Here is a 17,791-nt window from a genome sequence, read left to right on the forward strand (position 1 = left end):
CGCGGCGATGTAGGCCTTCAGCCCGTCGGCTTCGGCCTCCACCTCGGAGATCTTCGACTTCACCAGGTCGCCGATCGAGACGATGCCCACCAGGCGCTCGCTCTTGCAGACCGGCAGGTGACGGATCCGCCGGTCGGTCATCCGGCCCAGCAGGCTGTCCACCGTCTCGCCGGGATCGGCGAACAGCACATTGGCGGTCATGTAGTCGGACACGGGCCGCCGCAGGGCCTCGGGTCCGTCCTCCGCCACGGCGCGGACGACGTCCCGTTCGGAGACGATGCCCACCACCCGCTCGGCGTCCATGACGACCAGAGCGCCCACGTTCCTGGAATGGAGCAGCTCGGCGACTGCGGCGACGGGCTCGCTGGGCCGCGTCGTGAAGACCGTGTCGCCTTTGGTTCGAAGAATCTGTGAGACCAGCATGGGCCTCTCCGTCCTCACTCTCGGGAGAACAGCGTTGCGCAGATCGACGGAGGGTTCAATGTCGGCTTGCGCGTCTCACGCACGCGTGAAGCGGTGACGCTCAGGCGCGGCGGGCGATCCAGGCGAACGGGCTGAAGACCAGGACGCCGGCGACGAAGCCGGCGATATGGGCCTCCCAGGCCACGGTGGCGTTCTCGGTTCCCGGCAGCAGCCCCGAACCCAGCACGCCGATGACGGCGTTGATCGCGAACCAGACGGCGCCCATGCCCAGCACCGTACGCGAGAGGATCGGGCCAGGACGGCCGTGCCCGGCCATCAACCGCGCGGCCGCGCCCATCAGGCCCGACACTGCGCCCGAGGCCCCGACGAGACCGCTCTGTTCGCCCGGATGCAGCGCGGCATAGCCCAGGCTCGAGAGCGCGCCGCACGCCAGATAGAAGAGGATGAACAGCGCCGCCCCGCCCAGCCGCTCGCCGAAGTAGCGCGCCACCGGCGTGCCGAAGGCCAGGCAGAAGCCGGCGTTCATCAGCACGTGCGGCCAGTTGCCATGCAGGAACAGCGCCGTGAACAGCCGCTCCCAGTGGCCCTCGTCCAGCAGCGCCGGCGAGAAGGCGTACGACATGGCCACGGCGTCGAGCGGGTACCGGCTCTGGATCGCGTACGCGCCGATCAGCGCGGCGGTGAGCAGCAGGACCACCCAGGGCGCGTTGAAGATCGGCTCGGGCGTGCGGCGGTATTCCGGCTGCTCGCGATGGGGCGGCAGGCGCGGACCTCCGTCCGCCGGCGCTTCGAAAGGGGCCACGTGCATCGCCTCCCATGTAGGCGGTCTTGGCCGCCGAAGCGAGCGCCGGCTGCCGCCCCGCCTGCCGCCCGGCGGCCGCCACGCCGGCGCCTTGCGATGGCCGCGCGGCTCCGCGATGGTGGCCGGGCCTTGAAGGACTTCCCGGGACAATACGAATGATCCGTTCCCCGCGCGCGGCCCTCGCGCTCTGCGCCGCGCTGCTGCTTGCCGCCCCGCCGTCGCTGGCCGCTCCAGCCGCGCCCTGGCCGCAGGCCACGTCCGACCTCAAGGCCGATCCCGCCATCCGCTTCGGGACCCTGCCTAACGGCATGCGCTATGCGATCCGCAAGCAGTCGATCCCGCCGGGGCTTGCCTCGCTGCGCCTGCGGATCGACGCCGGCTCGATGATGGAGACCGACGCCCAGCAGGGCCTCGCCCACTTCCTCGAGCACATGGCCTTCAATGGCTCGAAGAACGTCAAGGAAGGCGAGATGACCCGGATGCTGGAGCGCCTGGGCCTGGCGTTCGGGCCGGACACCAACGCCTCCACCAGCTTCGGCGAGACCATATATATGCTGGACCTGCCGAAGACCGACGCCGAGACGGTCGACACCGCTCTCATGCTGATGCGGGAATCGGCCTCGAATCTCTCCATCGAGCAGGCGGCGGTCGACCGTGAGCGCGGCGTGGTGCTGTCCGAGGAGCGCGCCCGCGACACCCCGGGCTACCGGATCGTCAAGGAGCGCCTGGCCTTCTGGCTCAAGGGCCAGCGGCTGCCCGACCGCATGCCGATCGGCAAGGTCGACGTCCTGAAGTCCGCGCCCGCGCGGGAGGTGTCCGACTTCTACCGTCGCTACTACCGGCCCGAGCGTGCGGTGCTGGTCGCGGTCGGCGACTTCGATGTGGACGCCATGGAAACGAAGATCCGCGCCCGCTTCGCCGACTGGCGGGGCGAAGGCCCGGCCGGCGGCGAGCCGCCCCAGGGCAAGGTCGCCGCGCGCGGCGCCGAGGCCAAACTGGTGGTCGAACCCGGCGCGCCCCTCTCGCTGCAGATCGCCTGGGTGGCCAAGCCTGACCTGTCGCCGGACACCGCGGCCAAACGCCGGCGCGACCTGACCGAGATGGTGGCGCTCGCCGCCCTGAACCGGCGCTACAGCCGGCTGGCGCGCGGGGCGAACCCCCCGTTCGTGGGCGCCACCGCCTCCACCTTCCAGCAGGAGGACGAGGCCGACATCGCCGTGGTCAGCGTCGCGGCTGAACCGTCACGCTGGGCCGAGGCGCTGGCGGCGGCCGAGCAGGAGCACCGCCGGGCGCTGACCTACGGCTTCCGCCAGGACGAGGTGGGCCGCGAGATTGACGAACTGCGGGCGCTGCTGCGGGCCGCCGCCGCCGGCGCCGCCACCCGCCGCCAGAGCGAGCTCGCCAACGAGATCGTGGCTTCCCTGGACGATGGCCAGGTGCTCACCTCGCCCGCCGACGAACTGGCCTTCTTCGAGGCCTCGGTGAAGGACCTGACGGTCGAGGCGGTTTCGGCCGCGCTGAAGGCCGCCTTCCACGGCTCGGGGCCGCTCGTGTTCATGGCCACGCCTCAGCCTGTCGCCGGTGGCGAGGCGACGCTGATGGCCGCGTTTGAGAGTTCGCGCAGGACGCCAGTGGCCGCCCCGCCCGCAGCGAGCGCGGTGAAGTGGCCGTACGAGAGCTTCGGTCCGCCGGGCCAGGTGGCCGAGCGGCGCGAGGTCGCCGACCTCGGCGCCACCTTCGTGCGCTTCGCCAACGGCGTCCGGCTGACGGTGAAGCCGACCAAGTTCCGCGACGACGAGGTGCTGGTGCGCGTGAACGTCGGCGACGGCCTGATGGACCTGCCGTCCGACCGCCAGAGCCCGGCCTGGGCCGGCAGCGCCTACATCGAGGGCGGCCTGAAGAAGATCGAGACGGACGACATGGAGCGCGTGCTGGCCGCGAAAGTCTTCGGCGCCCGCTTCGGCTTCGGCGACGACGCCTTCGTCTTCACCGGCTCGACCCGCACCGCCGACCTCTCCACCCAAATGCAGGTGCTGGCGGCCTATGTGGCCGAGCCGGCCTTCCGCGAAGAGGCCTTCCTGCGGCTCAAGACGGCCAGCAAGACCATCCACGACCAGTTCGAGTCCACCGACTCCGGCGTTCTGAACCGCGACCTGTCCGGCCTGCTGCACGGCGGCGACCGCCGCTGGACCTTCCCCAGCCGGGAGGAGATCGCAAAAGCTCGGCTGGAGGACCTGGTGAGCCAGGTCGCCCCGCACCTGGCCCAAGGCCGGACCGAGGTGGTGATCGTGGGCGACGTCACCGTCGAGGATGCGATCGCCGCCACGGCCGCCACCTTCGGCGCCCTCCCGCCCCGGCCGGAGCCCGCGCCTATTCCGGACGACAGGAAGAAGGTGTCCTTCCCCAAGGGCGGCGGGGCGCCGGTCGTGCTCACGCACAAGGGCCGGGCCGACCAGTCGATCGGCTACATCGCCTGGCCCACGACCGACTATTGGGCCGATCCGCAGCGGGCGCGTGAGACCGCCGTGCTGAGCGAAGTGCTGCAGCTGCGCCTGACGGACGAACTGCGCGAGGCCCAGGGCGCCACCTATTCGCCCGGCGTGGGCGTGAACCACAGCCTCGTCTGGCAGGGCTGGGGCTACATCGCCGCCAGCGTCGAGGTGCCGCCCGAGAAGCTGCAGGCCTTCTTCGACGACGTCGCCCGCATCGTCGCCGACCTGAAGGCGAAGGAGCCCACGGCCGACGAGCTGGCCCGGGCGAAGAAGCCCCGGGTCGAGCGACTTCAGAAGGCCCGGGTCACCAACCAGTACTGGCTGGCCGAGCTGTCGGGCGCCCAGTTCGAGCCGCGCCGGCTGGACGCCATCCGCGAAACCATCCCCGGAACCGAGAAGGTCACCGCCGCCGACGTGCGCCGGGCGGCCCAGACCTGGCTCAAGGAGGAGACCGCCTTCAGGCTGGTGGTGAAGCCTGAGGCGAAGGCGGCGAACTAGGCCGCCTTCAGCCCGTCCTCGTAGATCGGGGCGTCTTCGGCCGGCAGATAGGCGCGGCCGCGGATCGCGTCCGAGATTTTCTCGGCGATCATTATCGTGGGGGCGTTGGTGTTGCCGCCGACCAGCGTCGGCATGACCGAGGCGTCGACGACCCGGAGGCCATTGAGCCCCTGCACCCGGCACTCGCCGTCGACCACGGCCATCGCATCGCCCGCCGCGCCCATGCGGCAGGTGCCGACGGGGTGATAGATCGTTTCGGCGCAGCGACGGATCCAGGCGTCGATCTCGGCGTCGGTCTTCACGTCCTTACCGGGCGCGTGCTCGGCGCCGCGATAGGGGTCGAGGGCCGACTGGGCCGCCACCTCGCGCATCATCTTTACGCCTTCGCGCAGCGCCCGCCGATCCTCCTCGGCCGAGAGGTAGTTGGCGAAGATCGCCGGATCGGCCAGCGGGTCGGCGCTCTTCAGGCCCACCTTCCCGCGGCTCTCCGGACGCAGTTGGCAGACGTGGAAGGTGAAGCCGTCCTTGTTCACCTGCACCTTGCCGTGGTCCTGCATGATGGCGAGCACCGTGTGGATCTGCAGGTCCGGCCGGTCGAGGTCCGGCCGCGAGCGCAGGAAGGCGCCGCTCTCCAGGAAGTTCTCGCGACCGATGCCCTTGCCGAACAGCATGTAGTTAAGGCCCACGCCCAGCTGCTTCAGGCCCTTGCGCATGGAGTAGACGGTGATCGGCTGGGGACATTCCCACGACAGGCAGGCGTCCAGGTGGTCCTGCAGGTTCGCGCCGACGCCCTTCAGCTCGTGTAGCGGCCGTATGCCGTGGGCCGTGAGGTCGTCCGGATCGCCGATGCCCGACAGCTGCAGGATGTGCGGCGACTGCACCGCCCCGGCCGCCATGATCACCTCTGCGTCGGCATAGATGGCGCGAGCTGGCTTCTTGCCTTGGATCACCTCGACCCCGATCGCCCGGCCGTTCTCGACCAGGACGCGCGTCGTGCGCGCCCCGGTCAGGCAGGTCAGGTTGGGACGGTTCAGCGCCGGGTGCAGGTAGCTGCGCGCCGCGCTCCACCGCTGGCCGTCGCGGATGGTGAGCTGGTAGGGACCCCAGCCTTCCTGCTGATAGCCATTGAAGTCGCTGGTCACCGGGTGGCCCGCCTGGGCGCCGGCCTCGACCGCGGCCCGGTAGATCGGGTTCGGCGAGCTGGCCTTCGAGACGTGCAGCGGACCCTCGCCGCCGTGCCAGGAATCGGCGCCGCCCTCGAAGGTCTCGGAGCGTTTGAAGTAGGGCAGCACGTCGGCGTAGCCCCAGCCCGCCAGGCCCATCTGCCGCCATTGGTCGTAGTCGCGCGCGTGGCCGCGAATGTAGATCATGCCGTTGATCGACGACGAGCCGCCCCAGCCCTTGCCGCGGGGCCACCAGAGGCGGCGGTTGTCGAGGTGCGGCTCGGGCTCGGTCCAGAAACCCCAGTTGAACGGCCCCTGCTTGCCGATCAGCGCGCCGACCCCGGCGGGCATCCGCACGAGCAGCGACGAGTCCTTGCCGCCGGCCTCCAGCAGCAGGACCCGGGTCGACGGATCCTCGGTCAGGCGGTTGGCCAGGACGCAGCCGGCCGAGCCGGCGCCCACGATGATGTAGTCATAGCGTTCCACGGGCGCGCCCTTCCCTGCGACTTGTCTCGTTGTCGCAAACGTGACGCAGGCGTCAGGTTCACGCAAGCTGTCAGGCCGAGAGGATCGTCACCGCCGCCACGAACAGGCCAAGCGCGATGGCGCAGAACCACAACAGGAACCAGGTACGCCAGAGCGCCGAGAACGCGCCCAGGCTGTAGGCGCCCTTCAGCTGGTAGAACATGTGAGCGGGGATCGCGAGCGGCAGGGTCAGCCACAAGAGACCCGACACGATCCCACCGATCCGGGTGCCGATCGCCAGCGCCATGACGAGCCAAGAGATGAAGGTCAGCGAATAAAGGACGAAGACCCCGTGGTCGTAGAGCGTGAAGCCGCGCTTCCAGAGGAACAGCATGGCCACGAACGGGATCGAGATGGGGATCAGCAGGAAGGAGAATTTGTAGAAGGCCTGCTGCAGCTTGTAGAGCGCCAGCTCGGGGTTCTCGAGCTTCTCCTTGATCTTTGCGTCGAGCTTCTTGTCGCCGGTGTTGACCGGCATGTCGCTCTCGTCGCCCAGGACCTCCTTCCAGTCCGTGCTGACGCGCGTCGTGTCCGTGACATTCCCGATCTGCTCGCCGGCGGCTTCCGCCGCGGCCCGCGCCCGCGCCACGCGCGCCTCGGCCGCTGCGCGCGTCTCGGGCGTCGCCCGCTCCAGGGCCACTTCGGCGTTCGCAAGCTCGGTGTTCTTCCGGGCAAGGTCGGCGGTGGCCAGCGCCTGCTGGCCGACGACGCTGTTTCCGCCGTCCACGGGGAAGTAGCTCAGGCCCATGAACAGCACGAACATGGTGAAGAGGAAGAGCGCCAGCGGCGAGACGTAGCGCGTCCGCCGGCCGTGCACCCACTCCCGCGTCAGCCGCCCGGGTCGGAAGGCCAGAAGCGGCAGGGTGCGCCAGACGCGGCTGTCGAAGTGCATCACCCCATGCAGGACCTCCTCGCCCAGGTGGACGAGCGTCCGGTGCAGGTGCGTGGCCTGGCCGCAGTTGTGGCAGAACCGGCCGTGGACCTCGGCGCCGCAGTCCGAACAGAGGTGCTGGGGCGCTCCCGCCTTGCCGGCCGGCTTCTCGACCGCGCCGCCGATCAGCCCGCCGTGGGTGGCGCCCGCCACCGCGCCCGCTGCGTCCACGTCCACCATAAGCAACCCCCGTTCTCGGGGCGGAATGTGACGGGATTGCCGCCGCGGAACAAGGCGTCGGTCAGCGGCCCTTCCACTCCGGCGGGCGCTTCTGGGCGAAGGCCAGCGGGCCTTCCTTGAAGTCCTCGGAGGTGAACAGCGCGCCCACGGCCGGGTACCTGTTCTGACCGCGGATGGCGGCCTCGAGGCTCGCCTCGTCCAGGCCGCGATACACCGCTTCCTTCGACGCCCGGATCGACATCGGCGACAGCTGGCAGATCTGCTGCGCCCACTCGCGGGCCGTCCGCATCAGGTCCTGCGGGGCGGTGACCTCGGCCACGAAGCCCAGCTCCTTGCCCTCGTGCGCCGAGACCCGGCGGGCGGTGAGGATCATGGCCATCGCCCGCTTCACCCCGATCGCGCGCGGCAGGCGGTGCAGGCCGCCGGCCAGGGCGGCCAGGCCCACCCGCGGCTCGGGCAGGGCGAAGGTCGCCTCCTCCGAGGCGATGATGATGTCGCAGGCGAGCGCGATCTCGAACCCGCCGCCCATGGCCACGCCGTTGACGGCGGCGATCAGCGGCTTGTTCAGGTCGAAGCGCGACGTGAGACCCGCGAAGCCCGAGGGCGGGCTCTTCATCTCGCCGCCTGAGGCCTGGTGCTTCAGGTCGTTGCCGGCCGAGAACGCCCGGTCGCCGGCGCCGGTCACAATGCCCACCCACTGGCCGGGATCGGCGGCGAAGGCGTCGAAGGCGTCGTGCAGCTCGAAGTGCGCCGGCGAGTGCAGCGCGTTCATCACCTCGGGCCGGTTCAGGATGAAGGTGGTGATCGGCCCTTCCCGCTCCACCCGAATGAACTCGTAGGCCATCGGCGTCCTCCCCGTCTCGTTGCGCCGATCAGGCGTCGGGCGCCGCAGCGTCCGTCAAGCCGCCATCGGGCGCGGCCGTCTTCGAGGGCAGCAGCCCCAGTTGAACGATGAAGAAGATCGAGAGCGCCAGACCGCCGAGCTGGATCAGGTTCCCGAGCAGCTCGGCGCCCGCGCGGTCGGCGGCGCGGATGGCCCACGGCGACAGCACCGTCCAGCCGAAGCCCACCGCCAGCCACCAAGGCGGCAGACCGCGGTCGCGCAGTCGCCGCAGCGTCACCGGCGCCGACGGCAGCCACATCACCGCGAAGACCACGCCCGCCACCAGCGGCTGATCGAGGCGGGACAGGAGCGCATAGCCGGGGCCCGCCGCCAGCAGCGCCAGCAGCACAAGGGCGAACAACACGGTCAGCGTGATGCTCACGATCCACCACTCGCGGCGGGTGGCCGCACCTTCCAGGGAGAAGAACGTGCGCGACAGACCTTTCACCGCGAGATCTCCTTCAGCTCCCTTCGGTAGCGCTTCCAGTTCTCCACATAGTGGTGGGCGCCGCCAACAATGATCATCGTCTGCTGCTCGCTCACCTCGCGGACCACCTTGCCCGGCGCGCCCATGACCAGCGAGTTGTCGGGGATCTCCTTGCCCTCGGTGATCAGGCAATTGGCGCCGATGAGGCAGTTCTTCCCGATGCGCGCGCCGTTGAGGACGATCGAGCCGATGCCGACGAGCGTGTTGTCGCCGATGGTGCAGCCGTGGAGCATCACCATGTGGCCGATGGTGACGTTGGCGCCGAGGGTCAGCGGCTGGCCCAGGTCGGTGTGGAGCACGCTCCCGTCCTGCACATTCGAGTTCTCGCCGATGATGATCGGGTCGTTGTCGCCGCGAAGCGTCGCACCCCACCAGACGGACGCGTTCTTCTTGAGAATGACATTCCCCATCACCGCCGCCGTGGGCGCGATCCAGTATTCGTCATCGTTTGGCAACTCAGGTGTCACATTGCCTAAGTTGTAGACACTCATTGGCGCACCTTATTTCTTGCAGCGAATGGGGCGTTTAACGACTCGGAAAGGACGTTACGATCATTCTAGTCGGGCGATTCGAGAGGGCGATAGACCTCTCGGAAACCGCCGCGGGGGCTTAGCCTCCGTGCCTCGCGCTGGACGGAGTTGGATGGCGCCGAGTTTGTCGCTCTTCCGGGGATCACCTCCCGGACCGGGACAGAGCCGCGGGCCTCGAGCGCGCGCACGCCGCCGCCGCCACACGCCGTCATCACCCACCAATTTCGAAGGGCGCTCCCAGTCACGGGACGCCCTTTTTTCTTGCCCCCTGAGGAGGCCTTGATGAGCAAGCGAGCCCTGAAGCGACAACTGCGCGAAGGCGCGTTCGACGCCGGTCAGTTCGAGGGCGACGACAAGGTTCGCCGGCTCCCGCTCGATCGCGGGTGGTCGCCGCTCGCCCACCACAACGACGACCGCGAGCAGGGCTACCTGAAGACCATCAAGGCCAAGTCGCCCGGCCAGCAGGAGCTGATCGAGGCGATCGATTCCAAGAACCTGGTCATGGCGCTAGGCCCCGCCGGCACGGGCAAGACCTACCTCGCCATCGCCAAGGCGGTGGAAGCGCTGGAAAGCGGCCGGGTAGGCCGGATCGTCCTGTCCCGCCCGGCGGTCGAGGCCGGCGAGTCCATCGGCTTCCTGCCCGGCGACGCCGAGGACAAGCTCGCGCCCTACCTGCGTCCGCTCTACGACGCCCTCTCCGACCGGCTATCGATGAAGCGCGTGCGGGCCCTGATGGCCGAAGGCGCCATCGAGATCGCGCCCGTGGGCTTCATGCGCGGCCGCACGCTCAACAACGCCTTCGTGGTGATCGACGAGGCCCAGAACTGCACCTACGTGCAGCTGAAGATGCTGCTGACGCGGCTCGGCTGGCATTCGACGATGGTGGTGACGGGCGACCCGAACCAGTCCGACCTGCTGCCCGAAATGTCGGGCCTGGGCCCCGTGGCCGACCGGCTGCAGGAGGTGGGCAACATCGCCGTGGTCCGCCTGGCCGAGCGCGACATCGTCCGTCACCCGCTGGTGGCCGAGATGCTGGGCGTGCTCTGACGAAGACGCGGCGCCCTCGCTCGCCTGGCTAGCAGGGCGCCGTCTCACCCGTCGCCAGGTCGATGCGGAAGCAATGGCGCTCGCCCGTCTCGCAGTCCTCGACCATCAGCTGGACCTCGTCGTCGACGTCGGCCTCGGGATGGGCGTCCTCCAGGAAGTGCAGCGCGGCGTCCTCGAAGCTCACGCCCTCGACCTTGCGCCCGCGGCTGGGCGCTTCGGCGGTGGCGTGGACCGTGAATTGCCGTTGCAGCGTGTCGAAACCTGCGCGCATCCGATTGGGCTCCTTCGCGAGCGCCTAACGCTCGGCGGCCAGAAAGGAACCATGGCTACGCTTGCATCTGCGACAAGCCGTCGCTACTCAGCCGATGCTCCGCCGGGCCTTCCGGGCTTTCGGACGTCGGCGGGCCTCGCCTGGCAAGGGAAGTCAGCTTCCGTTCAGGCGGGAAGCCCAACGTTTCGGAAAGACCCCCGAGCGCCTACGACGATGTCCAGCTCCGACTCGCACGAACCCGAAGCGCCTCCGCCCGAGAGCTCGCCCGAAGAGGCGCAACGGGCCGCCGACGGACTGAAGGACCAGATCGCCGCCGTTCGCGACCGGATCCGGCAGGCGCGGGAAACCCTCACCAAGCACGCGAGCCGCGAGACGCGGACGTTCAAACGCTGACTCGCCCGTCACGTTAGAAGCCGCCCTCTTTTCGCAACTAACAGCTGTAGCTATGGTGGCGTCCGCCAAGAGGGGCGACATGGCGGACTATCGGCTCTACTTCCTCGACGAGGCGAACCACATCCGTGGGGTGGCCGAGCTCGACTGCGAGGACGACGCGGCGGCGGTGGTTCAATCCGAGAGCCACACCGACGCGGGGCGCATGGAATTGTGGCGCCGCGACCAACTGATCCGCCGGTTCGAACGGCGCGCGGAGTCAGTCTGAGCCGCCGACGACCGTCGGGTTCGCGCCACGTGCGGTTGTGGCGCCAAGGCCAGCTCGCCCAGCTTTAAAGCTTGGCCAATGAACCCGGGAGGCGTGTCGCGAGTTGTGGCGGCGGTTCTCGGAGCTCGACTACATGCCCTATTTCAACTCGCGCGGCGCCCTCATGCCGGAGAGCGCGCCGGAGTCCGGCCGAGTGGCCGGCACTCCGGCCGGCGGCGAAACCATCACCGCTCCGCCCGGCAACACCTCAGTGTCCGGGGAAGGCGGCGGGGACACCCTGATCGGCTCGTCCGGCGACAACCGCTTCTGGATCACGCATCCCAACGACCGGATCATCGAGCAGCCCGGCGCGGGCATCGACACGCTCACCGCCTGGTCGCCGGCCAAGCTGCCGGCCAACGTCGAGAACCTGATCGTCAACGGCGCCTTCAACTACGCCGTCGGCAACGAGCTGGGGAACCTGATCGTCGTGGACGACGCCAGCCACTGGGTCTACGGCGCGGGCGGCGACGACGTGCTGGTGGGCGCGGCCACCCAGCGCACCACCTTCATGGTCCGCGCCGGCGAAGGCTCGGACGTCATTTACAACTGGAACGGCAACAGCCAGCTGCACCTGCAGGGCTACGGCCTGAACACCGCCGCCCAGATCCGCGGGGCCATGAGCCAGCAAGGCAATGACGTCGTCCTGAACCTCGGCAATGGCGAGACCCTCACCTTCCGCGACGAGACGCTGGCCAGCTTCCAGGACCGCCAGTTCCTGACGCCGCTGGACACCTCCAAGCTCGGCGCCCTGACCTTCAGCGACGAGTTCAACGACCTCAGCCTCTACGACCCCTCCACCGGAACGGGCCGCTGGCGCGCGGACTTCGGCGGCAACCTCAAGGACCAGTGGGCCTACACCCTCGTCTCGAACGGCGAGCAGCAGGCCTATGTGAAGCCGGGCTTCTACGGTCGGGGCGACCAGGACATCGACGTCAACCCGTTCTCCATCGCGAACGGCGTCCTGACCATCACGGCGGCCCGCACCTCGCCCGAGGACGCCTACGCCACCTGGAACCGCGACTTCACCTCCGGGATGCTGAACACGCTCGGCATGTTCGAGCAGAAGTACGGCTACTTCGAGATCCGGGCCGAGCTGCCGACGGCGGTCGGATCGTGGCCCGCCTTCTGGATGATCCCCAGGAAGGCCGACGGCTCGGTCGAAGGCGACATCATGGAGGCGCTGGCCGCCACGCCGAACTACCACTACTCGCGCGCCCTCGGCGGCGACGGCACGATCTACGACAACAGCTACAAGACCGACCCTTCCGGCTTCCACACCTACGGCATGCTGTGGACGCGCGACACGGTCACCTTCTACTACGACGGCCAGGCGGTGCTCACCGGCGCGACGCCCGCCAACTGGACCGACCCGATGAGCCTGATCGTCAACCTGGCGGTCGGCGGCTGGGGCGGAAATCCAGACTTCAGCGCCTTCCCGGCCCAGCTGAAGGTCGACTACGTCCGCGCCTATGCCCTGGCCGACGGGTCGACCCAGGCCGCGGTGCTGACGCCCGAGGCGCCTGCCGCGACGCTACGCTCGGCGGGATCCTCGGCCGGCGCCGTGAACACGCCGGTCACCTTCGCCGACAATGGCCAGCCGGTCACCTCGGCCAAGGTCGCGGTTTTCGGCTCGCGGCCAGCGGCGCTGGGACCCGAAAAGACCTTCGTCGTCTGGGAGGACGCAGGCGCCGTGTTCGGCGCCGTTTGGAACGGCTCGGGCTACGGCCAGACGGTGGCCCTGATGGCCGGCTCCTCCGGCCAGTTCAGCGGGACCGGCACGTGGCTCACCACCGGCAAGGTGGTGGTCGGCTATCGGGTCGGCGGCGAGGCCTGGGCCCTGGTGTTCGACCCGGTGAAGAACACCGTCGTCAAGCACGAGCTGGGCGCCGCCACCGGCGACCTGCGCTTCGTGGCCACCGGCTCCGGCGGCTTCGCGGCCAGTTGGGACGCCCCCGACGGCACGGTGCACGGCCGGGCCTACGACGAGTACGCCTACGGCGGCGACATCCCGGGCTGGTACGGCCCCGAGCGCCAGCTGGCCGGCGACATCACCGGCGTCACGGCCTCCGGTCAGGTGATCGCCGGCGGAGAACTCTACACGATCCACGCCGCCTCGGTCGTGCCGGGCGGCGGCGGCGGCAGCGTCGGCACGCCGGGTCCCGACTCCATGACCGGCAATCGGCTGTTCGGCGAGGCGGGCGACGACACCCTGACCGGCACCGCGGGGCAGGATTATGTGCGCGGCGGCGATGGGGCGGACGTCCTCTACGGCGCCGACGCTTTCGACGACCTGCACGGCAATCTGGGCGACGACCGCGTCTATGGCGGCCTGGGCGGCGACTGGGTCGTTGGCGGCCAAGGGCAGGACCAGCTGTTCGGCGAAGACGGCCATGACGTCGTTCTCGGCAATCTCGGCGAAGACACCGTCGATGGCGGCCTTGGGAACGACTGGGTCCGCGGCGGCCAAGGAAACGACAGCATCGTGGCCGGTTGGGGCGACGACTGGATCGCGGGCGACCGCGGCTCGGACACGATTTCGGGCGGCGGCGGCGCCGACGTCTTCCACAGCTGGGGCGACGCAGGTCTCGATCGCGTGATCGACTTCAACCGGGGCGAAGGAGACCGGGTGAACCTGCTGCCGGGCACGACCTACAGCGTCAGCCAGGGCGCCGAGGGCGTGGTCATCAGCATGACGGGCGGCGCGCAGATGGTGCTGGTCGGCGTGCAATTGTCCAGCCTGGATAGCGGCTGGATCTACGTCGGCTAAAACTCCTTAGTATATAGCCAAGCTTCCTAGGTGAAGCTTGGCTATACGTGCCTTTTCCAGCACGTTCCGGCGAGAACGCCCCGCTCACATGAACTTCAGTGAACCTCGGCTTGACTTGCGAGTTCTGACGCGCGGCAGTCCCTCGGAGCTAGTACATGCCCTATTACAACGCGCGCGGCGAAGCCATGCCGGAGACGCCGCTCACGAACTCGCGGGCGGCGGGCACTTCGGCTGGCAATGAAACCATCACGGCGCCTGCTGGCGACTCGTCCGTATCGGGCGAAGGCGGCGGCGACCTGCTGATCGGTTCGTCGGGCAACAACCGCATCTGGATCACCCACCCGAACGATCGGGTCATCGAGCAGCCCAATGGCGGGGTCGACACGCAGCTCGGCTACACGTCGGTCAAGCTGGCGCCCAACGTGGAGAACCTGCAGGTCTGGGGGGCCTTCAACTACGCGGTGGGCAATGAGCTCGGCAATCTGATCATCGTCGACGACACCACCCACTGGATCTACGGCGCCGGCGGCGACGACGTGTTGGTGGGCGCGCTCAACGACAAGGTCACGTTCATGGTGCGAGCCGGCGAAGGCTCGGACGTGATCTACAACTGGAACGGCAACAGCCAGCTCCAGCTCTCCGGCTATGGCCTGAACACCGCCGCGCAGATCCGCTCGGCCATGACCCAGCAGGGCAACGATGTGGTCCTGCGCTTCAACAATGGCGAGACGCTCACCTTCCGGGACGAGACGCTGGCGAGCTTCCAGGACCGTCAGTTCCTGCTGCCGCTCGATAGGTCCCAGCTGGGCGCTGTCACCTTCGAAGACGAGTTCAACAGCCTCAACATCTACGATCCTTCGACCCAGACAGGCGTCTGGCGCGCCGACTTCGGCGGCAACCTGAAGGATGAATGGGCCTACACCCTCACCTCGAATGGCGAGCGTCAGGTCTACACCAAGCCAGGTTGGTACGGTCAGGGCGAGAAGGACCTGGATTACGCGCCGCACTCCGTCTCGGGCGGCGTCCTCACCATCAAGGCCGAGCGGCTCCAAGAGGATCAGCGCGAGGCGGCCTGGGGTCGCGAGTACTCGTCCGGCATGCTCAACACCATGGGCGTCTTCGAGCAGAAGTACGGCTACTTCGAGATGAAGGCCGAACTGCCGACCGCCTACGGCGCCTGGCCGGCCTTCTGGATGATGCCGACCCCCTACGTGGCGCAGGTCGAGGCCGACATCATGGAGGGCCTCGCGGCCACGCCCCATGTGGACTACCGCCGGGCGTGGGGCGGCGAGTCAAATCAGTACGACAACGCCTACAAGATCGACCCCTCCGGCTTCCACACCTACGGCATGCTATGGACGCCAACGACCGTCACCTTCTACTACGACGGCGTGGCGGTGCTGCAGGCGGCGACACCTGCCAACTGGACCTATCCGATGGCCATGATCGTCAACATGGCGGTCGGCGGATGGGGCGGCGAGCCCAACGAAACCATGTTCCCCGCGAACATGAAGGTCGACTACGTCCGCGCCTACGCCCTGAGCTCCGGCGAGACGGTCATCGAACGCGGCGAGCCCGAGCCGCCCGCCGCGACCCTGCGCACCGACGGCGGCCCCACCAGCGGCCAGGTCAACGTGCCGGCGACGTTCGAGGGCAACGGTCAGCCGGTCACCACAGCCAAGATCGCCGTTCACGACGCCAAGCCCACGACGTTCCCGCAGGAGAAGACCTTCGTCATCTGGGAGGACGCCGGCGCGGTGTTCGGCGCCGTGGCGAGCGGGGGGACGCTTGGCCAGGCGACGGCGTTGATGGCGGGCGATTCCCGGGTGTTCACCGGCACGGGCACGTGGCTCACCGACGGCAAGGTGGCGCTCGCCTACATGCAGCCCGACGGCGCGGGCCAGGCCGCCTGGGTGATGGTCTTCGACCCGGCCAAGAACACCTTCATCAAGCACGAGCTGGGCCCCTCCACCGGCGACATCGACATCGTGGCCACCAAGAACGGCGGCTTCGTCGCCAGCTGGGATGCGCCCGGAGGCGCCGTCCACGGCCGCGGCTTCGACGCCTTCGCCTACGACGGCGAGGGCTGGTTCGGCCCGACCCGCACCCTGGCCGGCGACGTGACCGGCGTCACCGCGGGCGGGGAGATCATCACGACCAACGGCTCCGGCGCCCAGCAGCTCTACGACATCATCAATCCGCCCCGCGGGGTGAACGCGATCGTGTCGATTGGACCCATGGCGGGCGTGACCCACGCCGAGGGTAACGCCAACGGGACGCTCTACACCTTCACCGTCACCCGCGACTGGGACCAGAGCGAGAAGGTCACCGTGGGCTGGCAGGTGCGCGGCCAGGGCGCGGCGCCCGCCGATGCGCTGGACTTCCAGGGCGGCGCCCTGCCCTCGGGCACCGTCACCTTTGAGATCAACCAGACCACGGCCTTCATCCAGGTGTGGGTGCAGGGCGACAGCTATCAGGAAGGCAACGAGGAATTCCTCGTCACCCTGGTGAACCCGGTCGGCGCGAAGCTGGGTCAGGCCACGGCGACGGGCTTCATCACCAACGACGACAGCGGCGGCGGCCCGCCGCCCACGGGCGCGCAGCTCTCCTTCGCCACCAGCTCGCTCGCGCTGGCCGAGGGCAACACCGGCACGACGGCGTTCAGCTTCACGGTGAACCGCGCGGGCTCCACCACGGGCACGTCCACCGTGAACTGGTCGGTGAGCGGTTCGGGCGCCACCGGCGCGGACTTCCAGGGCGGCGTGCTGCCCTCGGGTACGCTCACCTTCGCGCCGGGTGAGACCTCCAAGGTTATCACCCTGAACGTCGTGGGCGACACCACCGTCGAACCCGACGAGGCCTTCACCGTCACCCTGTCCAACGCCTCCGGCGCGACGATCAGCCAGGGCGCCGCGACGGGAACGATCAAGAACGACGACGGGACTGGCGGAGATTCAGGCCAGGTGATCACGTCCCCCGGTCCAGGCTCGACCGTGAACGGGACCGCCGGCAACGACACGATCGTCGCCAGCCAAGGGGCCGACACGCTCACCGGCGGCGCCGGCGCGGACGCGTTCACGTACAAGGCGGCGCCCTGGAGCGCTGGGAAGATCACCGACTTCGTCGTCGGCACGGACAAGCTGGACCTCACGGCCATCTTCCAGGCCAGCGGCTACACCGGTTCCGACCCGATCGCCGACGGCCGCATGCGCCTGGAATCGGACGGCGCCGGCGGCACGCGGATCTTCTTCGACAAGGACGCGCCGAACAGCGGCGAGTGGCCGTTCCACATCACCACCCTGGAGAAGGTCGCGGCCAGCGGCCTCACCTGGGCCCAGCTCTCGGGCGGCGGCTCCGGCCCGCCGCCTCCCGGCCCGCAGCTCGCCTTCACCACCACATCGGTCACGCTGGCCGAAGGCAACTCGGGCGCGACCGCCTTCACCTACACGGTGACCCGCACCGGCTCGACGGCGGGGTCCTCGACGGTCAACTGGGGCGTCTCCGGCTCGGGCTCGAACCCGGCCACCGGCGCCGACTTCCAGAACGGCGCGCTGCCCTCGGGCACGCTCACCTTCGCAGCCGGCGAGACGACCAAGACGATCACCGTCAACGTCGCGGGCGACACGACGGTCGAGCCGACCGAGACCTTCACCCTGACGCTGTCGGGCGCCTCCGGCGCCACGCTCGGCCAGGCCACGGCGACGGGCACGATCACCAACGACGACAGCACCGGCGGTGGCGACACCGGCCAGGTGATCACCTCGCCCGGGCCGGGCTCGACCGTCAACGGCACGGCCGGCGCCGACACCATCAACGCCAGCCAGGGTTCGGACGTCCTGACCGGCGGGGGCGGGAACGATGTCTTCGCCTGGGCCAAGGAGCCCTGGTCGCCGGCGCGGATTACCGACTTCGCCTTAGGGTCCGACAAGCTCGACTTCTCCAAGCTGTTCCAGGCCTCGGGCTACACGGGCTCAGATCCGGTGGCTGATCGCTACATCACCTTCCTCGACGACGGCGCCGGCGGCACGAAGGTCCTGTTCGACCGTGACGGGACGGCCAGCGGCCAGCAGTGGCCCAACTACGTGCTGCAGC

The 17,791-nt window shown here is 69.1% G+C and carries 14 protein-coding genes; 6 read left to right on the forward strand and 8 right to left on the reverse strand.

All coding sequences use genetic code 11. From position 1 onward, the window contains the following. The coding region (locus tag RIF93_RS10050; protein WP_309090914.1) for a CBS domain-containing protein at positions 1–423 on the reverse strand (423 nt) is incomplete at its 3' end. Between the two features lie 100 nt (positions 424–523). Next, positions 524–1,225: a rhomboid family intramembrane serine protease gene (locus tag RIF93_RS10055; protein WP_309090917.1), complete on the reverse strand. Its 702-nt coding sequence runs from the start codon at positions 1,223–1,225 to the stop codon at positions 524–526. A gap of 155 nt (positions 1,226–1,380) precedes the next feature. On the opposite strand from RIF93_RS10055, the gene RIF93_RS10060 reads away from it, so the two are divergent. Further along, positions 1,381–4,215 carry an insulinase family protein gene (locus RIF93_RS10060; protein ID WP_309090918.1) on the forward strand — a complete coding sequence of 945 codons (2,835 nt, stop codon included), beginning with the start codon at positions 1,381–1,383 and terminating at the stop codon, positions 4,213–4,215. Here the strand turns inward: RIF93_RS10060 and RIF93_RS10065 are convergent. The 5 genes from RIF93_RS10065 to RIF93_RS10085 all read right to left on the reverse strand — a co-directional run bounded on the left by RIF93_RS10065 (position 4,212) and on the right by RIF93_RS10085 (position 8,875). Next, positions 4,212–5,864, reverse strand: coding sequence for a choline dehydrogenase (locus RIF93_RS10065; RefSeq protein ID WP_309090920.1), 1,653 nt, complete (start codon positions 5,862–5,864; stop codon positions 4,212–4,214). The two genes, RIF93_RS10060 and RIF93_RS10065, sit on opposite strands and share 4 nt — an antisense overlap. 70 nt (positions 5,865–5,934) lie before the next feature. Beyond that, a complete protein-coding gene (locus RIF93_RS10070) occupies positions 5,935–7,014 on the reverse strand; it encodes a DUF3667 domain-containing protein (protein ID WP_309090938.1) in 1,080 nt (359 codons plus the stop codon). A 61-nt stretch (positions 7,015–7,075) separates the two neighbouring features. Beyond that, positions 7,076–7,858 carry an enoyl-CoA hydratase-related protein gene (locus RIF93_RS10075; protein ID WP_309090922.1) on the reverse strand — a complete coding sequence of 261 codons (783 nt, stop codon included), beginning with the start codon at positions 7,856–7,858 and terminating at the stop codon, positions 7,076–7,078. Between the two features lie 28 nt (positions 7,859–7,886). Beyond that, on the reverse strand, positions 7,887–8,345 hold the full coding sequence (locus tag RIF93_RS10080; RefSeq protein ID WP_309090923.1) for a DUF805 domain-containing protein: 459 nt from the start codon (positions 8,343–8,345) through the stop codon (positions 7,887–7,889). Further along, positions 8,342–8,875 (reverse strand): gamma carbonic anhydrase family protein, encoded by a 534-nt coding sequence (locus RIF93_RS10085; protein WP_309090924.1) that lies wholly within the window; start codon positions 8,873–8,875, stop codon positions 8,342–8,344. Before RIF93_RS10085 ends, RIF93_RS10080 begins: the two co-directional genes overlap by 4 nt. A gap of 321 nt (positions 8,876–9,196) precedes the next feature. Between RIF93_RS10085 and RIF93_RS10090 the strand changes: the two genes are divergently transcribed. Further along, positions 9,197–9,961, forward strand: a complete 765-nt coding sequence (locus tag RIF93_RS10090) for a PhoH family protein (protein ID WP_309090926.1) — start codon at positions 9,197–9,199, stop codon at positions 9,959–9,961. 28 nt (positions 9,962–9,989) lie between these two features. Here RIF93_RS10090 and RIF93_RS10095 read toward each other — a convergent pair whose 3' ends face one another. Continuing rightward, positions 9,990–10,232 (reverse strand): DUF5961 family protein, encoded by a 243-nt coding sequence (locus tag RIF93_RS10095; protein WP_309090928.1) that lies wholly within the window; start codon positions 10,230–10,232, stop codon positions 9,990–9,992. A 213-nt stretch (positions 10,233–10,445) separates the two neighbouring features. Here RIF93_RS10095 and RIF93_RS10100 point away from each other — a divergent pair, with 213 nt between their 5' ends. From RIF93_RS10100 to RIF93_RS10115, 4 genes are all read left to right on the forward strand, one after another. Further along, a complete protein-coding gene (locus RIF93_RS10100; RefSeq protein WP_309090930.1) occupies positions 10,446–10,625 on the forward strand; it encodes a hypothetical protein in 180 nt (59 codons plus the stop codon). 79 nt (positions 10,626–10,704) lie between these two features. Beyond that, positions 10,705–10,890: a hypothetical protein gene (locus RIF93_RS10105; protein ID WP_309090932.1), complete on the forward strand. Its 186-nt coding sequence runs from the start codon at positions 10,705–10,707 to the stop codon at positions 10,888–10,890. A gap of 133 nt (positions 10,891–11,023) precedes the next feature. Beyond that, positions 11,024–13,699, forward strand: coding sequence for a family 16 glycosylhydrolase (locus RIF93_RS10110; protein ID WP_309090934.1), 2,676 nt, complete (start codon positions 11,024–11,026; stop codon positions 13,697–13,699). A gap of 155 nt (positions 13,700–13,854) precedes the next feature. Then, on the forward strand, positions 13,855–17,791 hold a 3,937-nt coding region (locus RIF93_RS10115; protein ID WP_309090936.1), incomplete at its 3' end, for a Calx-beta domain-containing protein.

It is taken from the genome of Phenylobacterium sp. (genome assembly GCF_031181185.1).
GTDB lineage: Bacteria > Pseudomonadota > Alphaproteobacteria > Caulobacterales > Caulobacteraceae > Phenylobacterium.